This is a genomic window from Microbacterium sp. PRC9 (assembly GCF_031844125.1).
Taxonomy (GTDB): domain Bacteria; phylum Actinomycetota; class Actinomycetes; order Actinomycetales; family Microbacteriaceae; genus Microbacterium.
The window spans coordinates 224,046-237,712 of the sequence record NZ_JAUZUR010000001.1 but is presented as its reverse complement, the minus strand read 5'-3'; the positions used below and the strand labels follow the sequence as shown (position 1 = coordinate 237,712).

The following is a 13,667-nucleotide window of genomic DNA, read 5'->3' as shown; positions in this document are numbered from 1 at the left end:
GTCACGCCTCCTCAGGCTTGCGGAACGCCCGCAGCTGGATCACGTTGATGACGATGAGCGCCAGGAGCACGATGACCGACAGAGCGGCGGCGATGCCGAGGTCGTTGCGGCCCTGGAAGGCGACGTTGTAGATGAGCTGCACGATGGTCATGGTGCTGTTGTCGGGTCCGCCCTTTGTCAGGATGTAGAACTGGTCGAACGCCAGCAGCGACCCCGTCACGCAGAGCACGATCGTGAGCGCGAAGGTGGGACGCAGCAGCGGGACCGTGATGTGCCGGAAGGTCTGCCAGCGTGAGGCGCCGTCGATGCGCGCGGCCTCGAAGACGTCGTCGGGGATGCCCTGGAGGCCGACGAGCATCAGGAGCATGTAGAACCCCGCGTAGCGCCACACGATGAGGAACACCGTCGACCACAGCGCACCCTCGGGCGTGCCCAGGAAGGTGAATCCCCACTTCTGCATGAGATCGGCGAACGGCCCGGCGAACGGGGAGTACAGCACATAGAAGAGGAGGGATGCCGAGGCCAGGCCCAGTGCGCTGGGGATGAGGAACGACGTGCGGAGGAAGCCCTTCCACGCCGTGGACTCCTGGACGAGCATGGCGAGTCCGAGTCCGAGGCCGATGAGGAGCACGGTCGTGATGATCGTGTACTTCAGCGTGAACCAGATCGAGTCCCAGAACAGCCGCAGGTCGACGGCCTCGGTGTAGTTCTGCGGGAAGTTCCAGCCCTGGTTCCCGCGCAGCAGCGGCCAGTCCGACCCCGACATCTGCAGCACGAGCAGCAGCGGTATGAGGAACAGGGCGGCCACGAACAGCGCCGTCGGCAGGGCGTAGAGCCAACCCTGCAGTGGGCCGCCGAGGGCCGACCGGCTCGGGCGGTTCTTGCGCGGTGCTCTCGCTCGGCGCGCAACGGTGGAGAAGGCCACGTCGCTCCTTCGGGTGGGGAATGCGGGAGGGGAGGGAGAAGAAGGGCGGTGCGCATCGCCGTGCGATGCGCACCGCCCGCGAGGATCACTGGCTGAGGACCGCCGTGATCTCGTCGTTGTCGGCGTCGACCGTGTCGGTGCCTTCGAGCACGGCGTTGCGCACCAGCGTCAGCCACGGGCTTCCGGGGGCGTTGAACGCCTGCTGGAACTGCAGCGCCACGGGCGTGTCACCCTGGCCGGCCACCTCGTTGATGGTGACGAGGCGCGGGTCCTCGGCGGCGTACTCGTTGTCAGCGAGGTCGGAGCGCGAGACGGCGTTGCCCGCCTTGGCGAGCACCTGCACCTGGGCGTCCTCCGACATCATCCACGCGAGGAAGTTCCACGCCTGGGGCGACAGCTTCGAGTCTTTCGAGATGCCGATGCCGTCACCGCCGACGAACGTCGAGGCTCCGCTGTCGATACCCGGAAGGCCGGCCACGCCGGCGTCGAACTCGAGCCCCGAGAGGAGCGTCGCCGGGTACGGCATGATGCCGACCTTGCCCTCCTGGAAGCCTGCGACCCAGGTGGGTCCGGTCTCATCGGCAGAACCCGGTGCCACCGCGCCCGCGTCGTAGAGGTCCTTCCATGTGGAGTAGACCTCCTGCGCGGCGTCGCTGTTGAGGAGGGACTCGGTGCCGTCTTCGTTCATCACCTCGTCGCCCGAGGCCCAGATCGTCGGGAACCAGGTGAAGACGAGGCATCCGCCGCAGTTCAGGCCCGCCGAAGTGCCCGACACGCCGTCCTTGCCGAGGTCCTGGATCGCCTTCGCGGCGTCGGCGAACTCGGCGAGCGTCTCCGGGGCCTTCTCGGGGTCGAGGCCCGCCTCCTCGAAGAGTTCCTTGTTCCACATGAGCATCGACAGGTCGAGCACGAAAGGCAGCACGTGCTCGGCGCCCTCGTAGGTGCCCGCGGACAGGTGGCCCTGGTTGATCGAATCCTTGAAGGAAAGGCCGTCGATCTGCTCCGTGATGTCGGCGAACAGCCCCTGCTGCACCCAGTTGGGCACGTAGACGATGTCGGCGGCGAACAGATCGGGGAGACCCCCGGATCCGGCGGCCGCGCCGACCTTCGCGACGTAGTCGTCGTTGGGCACGACGGTCAGTTCGACCTGGTTCTCGTGGCTCTCGTTGTACGCGTCGACCAGGAGGTTCGCCTGGGCCTCCATCGGGGCGCGGGTCCACAGCGTCAGCGTCGAACCGTCGTCGACGCCCTCAGCGGGGATGGACTCGGCCGGGGCGGGGGTGTCGCTGCCGGCGCAGGCGGCGAGGCCTCCGATGAGCGCGCCCGCCGTGACGAGGGCCGTGGCCGCTCGCAGCGCGGCACGACGTCGGGTGGTGTTCATGCAACTGTCTCCTCTGGCTCTTCTTCGAGCGGATGACGCCGATCGGGTCGGCACCGCTGCGGTGGGGTGCACGGGCTCTCGAAATGAGCGAAAGCCATTTCGAGCAAGTTATCGCGGCGATTATCATGACGTCAAGTAGGTTCTTCGATAACGTTTCAGCACCGAAGGAGGTGCCCGTGGCAGCGAACGAGACCGGCTCCAAGGCCGCGACCCTGAGCGATGTGGCTCGACGGGCGGGAGTGTCGATAGCTACCGCTTCGAAGGCGCTCAACAACCGCGACGACGTCGCCGTCGCCACCCGGCAGCGCGTGCTGCGCGCCGCGGAAGAGTTGGCGTTCACGCCGAACGCGATGGCGAAAGGCCTTCTCGCCGGTCGCACGGGAACGGTCGGACTCCTGACGAGCGACCTCGAAGGTCGCTTCATGATCCCGATCCTGATGGGTGCCGAGGATGCGTTCGGCGCGGGCCAGGTCAGCGTCTTCCTGTGCGACGCTCGCGGCGACGCGATCCGCGAGCAGCACCACCTCAGGGCGCTGCTCAGCCGCCGCGTGGACGGGATCATCGTCGTCGGCCGGCAGACCGATCCGCGGCCGTCGCTCGGTCAAGAGATCCCGGTGCCCGTCGTCTACGCGTACGCGCCGTCGGACGACCCCCGCGACCTGTCCCTCACCCCCGACAACTACACCGGCGGTCGCATGGCGGTGGAGCACCTCATCTCGTGTGGGCGCACGCGCATCGCCCACATCACGGGCGACCCGTCTTACGCCGCCGCGCAAGATCGCATCGCGGGAGCCAGGGCGGCGCTGGCGGCGGGGGGGCTCGAGCTCGTCGGCGAGCCGATGTTCGCGGAGTGGACCGAGCATTGGGGAAGGGATGCTGCGGCCCTGCTGCTGCAGCGTCACCCCGAGGTTGACGCGATCTTCTGCGGCTCGGATCAGATCGCGCGCGGCGTGCTCGACACGGCCCGCGACCTCGGGCGAAGCGTTCCGGAGGATCTCGCGGTGATCGGCTACGACAACTGGGAGGTGCTGTCGACGAACTCGCGCCCCCAGCTGACGAGCATCGACGCGAACCTCCAGCAGCTCGGGCGTCAGGCCGCGCAGCGCGTGTTCGACGCGATCGACGGCGTCGACATCGGTGACGGAACACACCATCTGCCGGTCCGTCTGGTCATCAGGGGGTCGACGATCCCGCGTCGCTGACGCGGGGTTCCCTCATCGGCGGTCCTGAGTTTCGAAATCTTCGAAAACCATTGCGCTCACGATGGGGACACTGCCAAACTGCCGCTCACGCGTGATCTCAGCGTCGAGAGGTGGCCATTGTGAGCGTCCCCCATTCCCCGAACCGCCGCCGGCGGTCTTTGAATCTCATCGCGGTATCAACGGTTTCGGTCCTTGTCGGATCGTTGCTGGCGACCGCCGCTGCACCCGCGGCGGTCGCCGTCCCGGGCGCCGAGGTGTCCCAGAGCGCTCTGGGGTACCCGGCGTTCGTCGGTTCGGCCGAGCCCATTCCCGACACGGGCGTCGCGTTCGCGCCGGGCGGCTATCTGTCGTCCGTCTTCGCGGCCGACCTCGCCGCCGGCGCCGGCTCGGCGCCGGGTCAGGACTTCTGGCTCGACCGGATGCTCGCCCGCACCGGAACGATGTTCGACGGCACCGAGAACGCCGTCGCCTTCACGCGGGGGCGCACGGCGTTCATGAAGACGCACAACCCCGCCGGGCTCGGCTGGCGCGGCGACACCGCGTACGTCGACACCACCGGCAAGGGTGACGGCTTCGCCTACACCGTGACGGTCGACGGCACGCCCGTGACCCTTGCCGAGCAGAGCGGCCAGCGCCGCCAGACTCCGAGCTACTTCACCTCGGTGTTCACGGGCGGCGGCATCACGCTGACCCAGACGAAGTACATCACCGACCAGAACGTCATGGTCGCCGGCATCCGTGTCACCGGCGCGTCCGCGCACACCGTGAAGATCACGGCCACGTCTCCCCACGCCACCCGGGCCGAGGGCGATGAGCTTGTCGGCGTCGTGAGCGCGTACAACCAGCTCACGACCCTCTTCCCACGTCTCTCGGGTGACGGGTTCGCGGCCGATGGCAGCTCGCTGGTCGCGACGCTCGACGTGCCCGCGGGCGGGCTGGTCGCCACGAAGCTGCAACTCGGCCTCATCGCCGAGGAGGTGCCGGCCTCGACCACCGAATACCAGCACTACCGGGCCCTCACTCCCGACGCCGCGTACATCGAGCACGTGCGCGCCTACAACCAGTGGTGGGTCGACAACATCCCGTACCTCGACACCCCCGAGGACAACATCGACAAGACGCTCTTCTACCGCTGGTGGCTGATGCGCTACAACTTCCTCGACGCCGACATCCCGGGCAACGACTACCAGTTCCCCACGTCGATGGAGGGCGTGCTCGGGTACAACAACGCCATCGTCCTCACCGTCGGCATGTTCATCGACGACCTCAAGTACTTCCGCGACCCGGCCTACTCGTACGGTCCCGCGGTGTCGGTCGGCGAGACGTCGAAGGGCGGCAAGTTCGTCGACAACCCCGGCGACCCGGCGAACTGGTCCAACAGCTACACGCAGTACATCACCGAGGCTGCGTGGCGTGCCTATGAGCTGCACGGCGGCCCCGGCGCGATCGGTGAGAAGCTCGGCGACCACTCGCGCGACGACGTCGAGGGCCTGCTCGAGGCCTACGACGGCAACGACAACGGCCTCATCGAGTACTCGTGGGGCGCGATGACCGGCAACGACGCCGACGCCGTGTCGTTCCACTGGCGCCCGAACAACCCCAACATGGACCGCACCGAGAGCGCCTACCTCTACTCGAATGCGAAGGCGGCGGCGGAGTTCTACCGCGTCGCCGGCGACACCGAGGGCGCCGAGCACATGGACGCGCTCGCGGAGCGCGTGAAGACAGCCGTACTGGAGTACCTGTGGGAGCCCGAGCAGGCCACAGCCGACCAGGTCGGGCTCAAGGGCAACCTGCTCAAGCACCGCATGACCAGCGACGGGGCGCTGAACCCGTGGAAGGAGATCAACAACTACTACCCGTTCTCGGTGGGCCTCATGCCCAAGCCCGGAGAAGCGGACTACGACCAGCCGTACGTCGAGGCTCTGCGCCTGTTCGCCGACGCCGACCAGTACCCGGTGTTCCCCTTCTACACGGCCAACCAGGTCGACCAGGCGGACTACGGCGGGCCGGGATCGAACAACTTCTCGGTGATCAACTCGACGGTGTGGTTCCGGATGCTGTCGTCCGTGCTCCGTGATTACCCCCAGGATTACGTCACCCCCGAGATGTACAAGCAGCTCCTGTACTGGAACGCGTGGGCGCACTACCAGAACGGCGACAACCGCCTGCCCAACCAGAACGAGTTCTGGTCGAACGGCTCGGCCGAGGACGGCGGATCGATCGGCTACCGTTCGTGGATCCACCACACCATCCTGGGCGCGACCAACTTCACCGTGATCGAGGACGCGATGGGCGTGCGCTCCCGCGCCGACGCGAAGATCGAGCTCGACCCGATCGACATCGGGTGGCCGAGCTTCGCCGTCGACAACATCCGCTACCACGACCGCGACCTCGCCGTCGTGTGGGACGAGGACGGCTCGGCCTACGGTGGACCTGCCGGGTACTCCGTGTACCTCGACGGTGCGCTCGCCTTCACCGTGAGCGACCTCGCCCACGTCGTCTACGACCCCGCGACGGGCACGGTCGAACTGCCGGAGGACGGCGCGACCGTCGTCACGCAGCAGCCCGGTGCCCTGTCGAGCGCCGCCGACATCCGGTTCGCCGACGACGCACGCGTCGTGGACATGTTCGCGAAGGCTGGCGCCGACATCGCGACGGCCACCACCGCCGCCCCCAACCTCGCCGAGGGCGCCGCGATCACCGCGACGTTCGCGGCGAACGGACGCCCCGTCGAGGGCGCGGTCGACGGGTCCACCGCGAACGAGCCCTTCTGGGGCACGGCCGGGTCGCCGAACACGAGCGACAGCCTCGTCGTCGACCTCGGTTCGGCGAAGGAGATCGACGAGGTGCGACTCGACTTCTACAAGACGTCGACGTCCGCGACGGTGTCGGGCTACGAGCTGCCTCAGATGTACGGACTGGAGTACGAGTCGGGCGGCGAGTGGGTCGCCGTGCCGGGTCAGTCCCGCACGCCCTCGCACGTCACCGCCAATGGAAACGTCGTGCGATTCCCCGAGGTCACCGCGAGCAAGGTGCGTCTGACGGTCACGCACGCCGCCGGAGCGCGAACGGGTCTCAAGGAGATCCAGGTGCGCGCCACGGGCGCCGAGGCGCCGCCGTCGACGAACGCCGCACCCAGCGTGAGCGCGTACGTCGATCCGACGTTCTCGCAGCCCTCGCAGGCGCGCATCATCGGCACGGTGTCGGACGACGGCCTGCCGTCGCTGGCGCTGATCTCGTCGTGGACGCTCGCGTCGGGCCCCGAGGGCGGCGAGGCGATCTTCGCCAACCCGGCGAGCGCGACCACCGTCGTCCAGTTCACCGAAGCCGGCACTTATACGGTCCGCCTCACGGCGAACGACGGCGAGCTCAGCTCGAGCCGCGATGTCACGCTGGACGTGACGGGCGGCGAGACCGAGAAGACCAACATCGCCGTCGACGCGACGGCCTCGGCATCCGCCGTGACCGGCTGGAACCGCGTCGCGGCCATCAACGACGGCAATGCGCCGTACCCGGTGTCGGCCGAGACCGACGCCTGGGGCACGTGGGGAACCGCGGCGACGAACAACTCGTACGCCGCGACCCTCACGTGGCCGACGCCGGTGCGGGTCGACGAGAGCCGCATCCTGTTCCACAGCAACGGCGCGTCCGACGGCGTGCTCCCGCCCTCGTCGTGGAAGCTCGAGTACCTCGACGGCTCGACGTGGCGCGACGTGCCCGACGCGAGCGCGTACGGCACGACTGCCGGCGTCTTCAACTCGGTGACGCACGCGCCCGTCGTGACGACGGCGCTGCGCGCGACGCTCGTCCGAGACGGCGCGTCGTACCCGGGAATCGTGGAGTGGCAGGCGCTCGCCGAGGCGCCGGTCTCGGTGGAGTCCGTGGCCGTGCGCACCGTGCCGGGCACGGCACCTGCGATGCCCGCCGAGGTGGAGGTCGCCTTCGCCGACGGCTCCCGCGAGCAGCGGGAGGTGAGCTGGCAGGCCATCGACCCCGCGTCCTACGCGGGGGAGTCGTCCTTCCCGGTGCTCGGCTTCGTCGAGGGCACCTCGACGCTCGCCCGGGCCACCGTGTGGGTGCGTGCCAACACCGCGGTGCAGATCAACACCTTCGAGCCGGTCGAGGTCTCGACGGCACGGGGCGCCGCGCCGGTGCTGCCCGCCCGTGTGATCGCCGTGTACAACGACGGCGGCCAGGCGTCGCTGTCGGCGGCGTGGGACCAGATCGACCCCGCCTCGTACGGGACGGTCGGCACGTTCACGGTCGAAGGCGCGGTCGAGGGCACCGACAAGCGCCCCGTGGCCACGGTCACCGTGCGTGCGACCGCCGATCAGGCGCCCGTCGTGACGCTCTCGACCGCGCCGGCGGCGCCCGCGTCCGGCTGGTTCGCCGGACCGGTCACAGTGTCGGCGACCGCGGTCGACGACGACGACGCGTCGCCGGCGATCGAGGTGCAGACGGGCACGGAGTGGGTCGCCTACTCCGGTCCGGTCGAGGTGACGGCGCAGGGTGCCACCACCCTCCGTGCCCGTGCGACCGACGACAGCGGTCTGGTGTCGTCGGTGGTCTCGGTCGTCGTGAGCATCGACACCGTGGCGCCCGAGGTGAGCGCTGCGTTCGACACCGCGACCCGCAGCCTCACGATCGCGGCGGTCGAGGGCGGTTCGGGGCTCGCCAAGCGCGAGTACCGGATCGGTGGCGGCGAGTGGCGCACGTACACCGGCGCCGTCACCCTGACCGATGCCGGCACCGTGACCTACCGGGCCGTCGACGTCGCCGGGAACCTCTCCGAGCAGAAGACCATCGAGGTGCCCGAGCGTGAGCCCGGTCAGTCGCTCAACGTCGCAGGCAACGCAACGGCGACCGTTTCGGCTTCGACATCGTGGAACCGTGCCGCCGGCATCAACGACGGAGTGGCGAACCACCCGGTCACGGTGCAGTCGACCGCGTGGGGCACGTGGGGTCTCACCGGTGACACGCAGTGGGCGCAGCTCACGTGGGATCAACCGGTCACGGTGGGCACCAGCCGCATCCTCTTCTTCGACGACGGGGGCGGCATGGGCCTCCCGAGCGCATGGAAGCTGGAGTACCGCGACGGCGACTCGTGGGTCGAGGTGCCCGAGCCGTCGGGCTACACCACGACGGTGGGCCAGTTCGATGTGCTGACGCACGGGACGGTGACGACGACGGCGCTGCGGGCGACGCTCACCAAGCCCACGTCCGCCTATGTCGGCATCGTGGAGTGGCAGGTGCTCGATGTGCCCGCCGCCGCCGAGCCCACACTCGAGGTGCCGGCCGGACCCGTCACCGCGGGCACCGGGTTCCCGGTGACCCTCACCGACGGCACCGCCGACGCCGACTATGCGGTGACGCTGGAGCCCGGCGGGATCGAGCTCGGCACGCTGACGACCGGGTCGAACGGTGCGGGCGTCCTCTACACCTCGGCGTTGCCGAAGGGCCTCGACGCCGGGGAGTACACGGTGCGGGCGAGCCGCGGCGACGAGCGGTACGAGGCGACCATCACGGTCGAAGAGTCCGACGAGCCGCGCCAGGTCGTGGCAGGCTCCGTCTCGATCACCGGATCGGCGACGATCGGCGGCGTGCTCGCCGCGGACGTGACCGGCTTCGAGCCCGCCGACGTGTCGTACGCCTACCAGTGGTTCGTGGACGGCTCGATCGTGGACGGCGCCGACGGCCCGACCTTCGTGCCCCGGGCGCAGGACAGCGGAAAGAGCGTCGTGGTCCGGGTGACCGGCTTCGCCGACGGCATGCTGTCGGCGTCGGCCGAGTCCGCTCCCGCGGGCCCGGTCACGCTGCCGGCGCTGGAGGCGGGGCAGGTCTCGATCGAGGGCACTCCGCGGCAGGGCGCCAAGCTCACGGCAGCGGTCAGCGACTGGCCCGAGGGCGTGAAGCTCGAGTACCGCTGGCGCTCCAACGGCCTGCTCGTTCCGGGCGCCAAGAAGGACACCTTCTCGCCGCGCGGCGCCGACGTCGGCAAGTCCGTCGTCGTGGAGGTGCGCGCGACGCAGAAGGGCTTCGCGTCGACCGAGTGGGTGGCTTCCGACCCGGTCCAGGTCCAGCCGAAGCGCTGATCCGATCGATCCGACGAACAAGGTGGTTCAGATGGTGAAACACGTCCTCTCGCGGGCTGCGGTGGCCACGGCCGCCGCCGCAGCCCTGGTCCTGACGGCTGCGGCGGCTCCGGCATCCGCTGCCGATGCCCCTCCGCCGACGCGGACCGTCACGTCCGACGGAAACCCGATCATCGCCGACGGCTCGCTGTACACGGCAGATGCCGCACCCCTCGTGGGCGCGGACGGCCGACTGTACATCTACACCGGGCACGACGAGGCGGCGCCGCAGCAAGCGGGCTTCGAGATGCACGACTACGCCGTGCTTGCCACGGACGACGTCGCCTCGGGGGAGTGGGACGTCTACGAAGACGCGCTCGACCCCGACGAGGTGTTCGCGTGGGCCTCGGGCAACTCCGCGTATGCGGGCCACGCCGTGCGGGGCGTTGACGGCAAGTACTACTGGTACGTGCCCGTCGAATCGAAGGACACGACCCAGGCCAACCGCATGGCGATCGGCGTGGCGGTCTCGGACTCGCCCGTCGGGCCGTGGACCGACGCCGTCGGTGAGCCGCTCGTGACGTGGTCGGACGTGTTCGGCTCGAGCACGAACGGCCAGGAGGTCATCGACCCGCACGTCTTCACCGATGCCGACGGCACCGTCTACCTCTACTGGGGTTCGTGGGGCGTCGCGCGGGTCGTGAAGCTGACGTCGTCGATGACCGCCCTGGACGGCGCGATCTCGACCATGTCGGGCCTCACCTCGTTCTACGAGGCGCCGTGGGTGTTCGCGAAGAACGGCCGGTACTACCTGCTGTACGACTGGAAGGCCGGCGGCAGCGAGTGCACCCCGTCGAATTACCAGGCGTGCATCGCGTACGCGACCTCGGCGAGCCCGACGGGTCCGTGGACCTACCAGGGCATCATCCTGTCGGGCACGTCGGCGACCACCGTGCACCCGTCGCTGATCGACTTCGAGGGGAAGTCGTACCTGACCTATCACACGAAGGATGCTGCGGGCGGGGGCCATTTCCGCCGCTCGGTCGCCATCGACGAGGTGCAGTGGGACGGTGCGAAGATCCTGCCGGTGACGCAGACCCTCGCGAAGGATCCCGCACTCATCCCGTCGGCGAACCTCGCGCTGGACGCGCAGGCGAAGGCCTCGTTCACCGAGCAGCCGCCGATGCGCCTCGGCGCGGTGAACGACGGATTCCGCGCGACGACGGCGCTGCTGCCGCCCGACCAGTGGGGCAACTACCGGGGCACGACGAGCGCCAACGAGACCGACTGGGTGTCGTACCAGTGGTCGACGCCGGTGCGCACGGACTCGGTCGGCATCCAGTTCCATCAGGACTCCAACTGGATCCGTACGCCCGCGTCGTGGAACCTCGAGTTCCTCGACACGGAGGGCGATTGGCGGCCAGTCGAGGGCGCGACCTATCCGACGACGGTGAACACGTGGCTCACCGTCAGCTTCACGCCGGTCACGACGACCGCGCTGCGCGCGACCTTCGCCGGCCAGGCCAACGGGGCGTACTTCCACTCGGTGTCGGTATCGGAGTGGGAGGTCTACGCTCGCGAGGCGGCAGCCCCCGCGCCCGTCGAGGTCCACACGAAGCCGGGCGTCGCGCCTTCGCTGCCCGCGGCCGTGCGGATCACGGTCGACGGCACGCCGCAGTGGGCACCCGTCACCTGGCTGCCGGTCGAGGCATCGGACTACGCGCAGGCGGGAACCTTCACCGCGACCGGTCGCGCGCTGGGCGTCGCGGCCGGGCTGGTCGAGGCATCCGTCACCGTCGCCGCGGGCGACCCGCCTCCGCCGCCCGCCGACCACGACGCGCCGGCGGTCACGCTGTCGGCATCGGGCGCGTCGGGAGCCGACGGATGGTTCGCCTCGAATGTCACGGTGCGCGCCTCCGCCGAGGACGCGGTCGACTACCTGACGACGGTGTCGACGCGGATCGGTGCCGGTGACTGGACGTCGACGCCGAATGCGCGGTTCGCAGAGGTGTCGCTGACGGCCGAGGGCACGAGCACCGTCACCGCGCGCGCCGAGGACTCGTCGGGCAACGTGTCGAGCGAGGTGAGCCGTACGGTCAAGATCGACAAGACGGCCCCGACGGCGGATGCCGCGTGGGATGCTGCGGCCCGCACCGTGTCGATCACCGCGAGCGACGCCGGCTCTGGCGTGGCCGCGGTCGAGTACCGCTTCGACGGCGCCGGCGCGTGGCAGCAGACCACCGCCGGGGCGGTGATCGCGGCACCCGATGCGCTGCCGCACCATCTCATGTACCGCGTGCGCGACACGGCGGGCAACGCGGCCAACGGCACCGTGACGATCCCGAAGGACGACAACGCGCAGCTCACGGGCAACCTCTCGTCGTACGCGACGGCCACGGCGTCGTTCACCAGCGGCTGGGAGAACGTCAACGGCCTCAAGGACGGCACCAACGCGCCGTTCGAGAACGCCGCCGGCAAGTACGGGTCGAGTTGGGGAACGTGGCCGCAGGTCGGCGAGCAGACCGCTCGTCTGACGTGGTCTTTCGCGGTCGACGTCGACTCGATCGGCGTGTGGTGGTATCGCGACAGCCCCGACACGGCGAATGCGGGCATGATCCCGCCGGCCAGCTGGGTGCTGCAGTACCTCGACGCCGACGGCACGACCTGGCGCGAGGTCACGCTCGACAGCGGCCAGGAGTACGGACGCACCGGCACCGGGTTCGACCGCGTCGACTTCGCGCCGGTCACGACGACCGCGCTGCGGATCGTGTCGCAGTCGTGGGGTGCCGCGAGCGCGGGCGGCTCGACGGGCATCCGCGAATGGCAGGTGATCGCCGCCGAGCAGACGTCGACGGTGGTCACGCCGGCCGCCCCGACGTTCACCGAGTCGCCCGGCTGTGTCGACGGCACGATGGCAACGGCCACGGTGGCCCTGCCGGCGGTCACCGGCGTGGTCTACCGCGTCGACGGCTCCATCGCCTCGGGAACGGTCGAGATCGGCGCGAACGCGCAGACCACGGTCGTCGCAGAAGCAGCGGAGGGCTACACGCTCGCTGAAGGGGCGCAGGCCGAGTGGACACACGCGTTCGCGGCTGAGCCCTGCCCCGTGCCTGATGTCGTCGTGGCGCCGAAGGCGCCCACGTCGACGGCCGTGAAGTGCGATGGGGGAGCACCCACCACCGGAACGCTGACGATCCCGACGGTCGAGGGCGTGCGCTACACGATCGGCGGGACGGAGGTCACCGGCGCGCTGCCGATGGCGCCCGCCACGTCGGCCTCGGTGCAGGCGCGGCCTGTCACCGGGTACGTCTTCGACGGCGTGACGCAGGTCGTGACGTACTCCTACGCGTTCCCTGTGCCTGACTGCGCACCGGCGCCTCAGCAGGTCGCCGTCGGATCGGTGAGGGTCACGGGAGCCCCGATCGTCGGCGGATCGCTCACGGCGACCGCGACGGGCTGGGGCCCGGCGGGCGTGAAGCTCACCTACCAGTGGCAGGCCGACGGAGCCGACATCGCCGGCGCGACGGGTTCGACGCTGTCGATCGGTCCGTCCCTCGAGGGCGCCGTGCTGCGCGTGCGCGTCAGCGGCTACGGCGACCGGCTCGTCGGCGCCTCGGCACTCTCGGCCGACGTCGGCCCGGTTTCGCCCGCCGCTTTCACCGCGGCGACGCCGAAGATCAGCGGCAATGCGAAGGCGGGAACGACGCTCAAGGTCACCGTCGGCACGTGGACACCGCAGCCGACGACGCTCGCATACCAGTGGTACGCCGACGGCGCCGAGATCGCCGGGGCCACCGGCGCGAGCCTCGTCGTCCCGTCGGGTCTCGGCGGCAAGGCACTGACCGTCGCGGTGACCGGCTCCCGCGCCGGCTACGCCACCCTGACGGTCTCGTCGGGGGCGGTGACTATCCGCAAGTGACGCCGACCTCAGCCGCGCCGCCACCATGAGCGGCGCGGCTGAGCCGTGCCCGGAGACCGGTGCGCCGTTCGTCAGCGCCGGGCCGCTTCCGGGCTCGGTCGTCGGGTTTGGGGCGCAGCGTGTGCATTCGGGGCGCACGGTCCGCGCCCCGAACGCACGGGACGCG

At 69.8% G+C, this 13,667-nt stretch carries 5 protein-coding genes; 3 read left to right on the top strand and 2 right to left on the bottom strand.

Annotated features, from left to right (window positions below):
- Position 1: 1 nt before the first annotated feature.
- The gene (locus Q9R33_RS01000; protein ID WP_056368634.1) at positions 2 to 925 is read right to left on the bottom strand and encodes a carbohydrate ABC transporter permease; all 924 of its coding nucleotides are present in this window, start codon (positions 923 to 925) and stop codon (positions 2 to 4) included.
- An 85-nt stretch (positions 926 to 1,010) separates the two neighbouring features.
- Positions 1,011 to 2,306 carry a sugar ABC transporter substrate-binding protein gene (locus Q9R33_RS00995; RefSeq protein WP_311292576.1) on the bottom strand — a complete coding sequence of 432 codons (1,296 nt, stop codon included), beginning with the start codon at positions 2,304 to 2,306 and terminating at the stop codon, positions 1,011 to 1,013.
- Between the two features lie 176 nt (positions 2,307 to 2,482).
- On the opposite strand from Q9R33_RS00995, the gene Q9R33_RS00990 reads away from it, so the two are divergent.
- The 3 genes from Q9R33_RS00990 to Q9R33_RS00980 all read left to right on the top strand — a co-directional run bounded on the left by Q9R33_RS00990 (position 2,483) and on the right by Q9R33_RS00980 (position 13,501).
- Positions 2,483 to 3,508, top strand: a complete 1,026-nt coding sequence (locus Q9R33_RS00990) for a LacI family DNA-binding transcriptional regulator (protein ID WP_235560204.1) — start codon at positions 2,483 to 2,485, stop codon at positions 3,506 to 3,508.
- 203 nt (positions 3,509 to 3,711) lie between these two features.
- Entirely contained in the window at positions 3,712 to 9,603 is a 5,892-nt protein-coding gene (locus Q9R33_RS00985) for an OmpL47-type beta-barrel domain-containing protein (protein ID WP_310249749.1), read from the top strand.
- 31 nt (positions 9,604 to 9,634) lie between these two features.
- Positions 9,635 to 13,501, top strand: a complete 3,867-nt coding sequence (locus Q9R33_RS00980) for a family 43 glycosylhydrolase (RefSeq protein ID WP_311292575.1) — start codon at positions 9,635 to 9,637, stop codon at positions 13,499 to 13,501.
- The last annotated feature ends 166 nt before the right edge of the window (positions 13,502 to 13,667 follow it).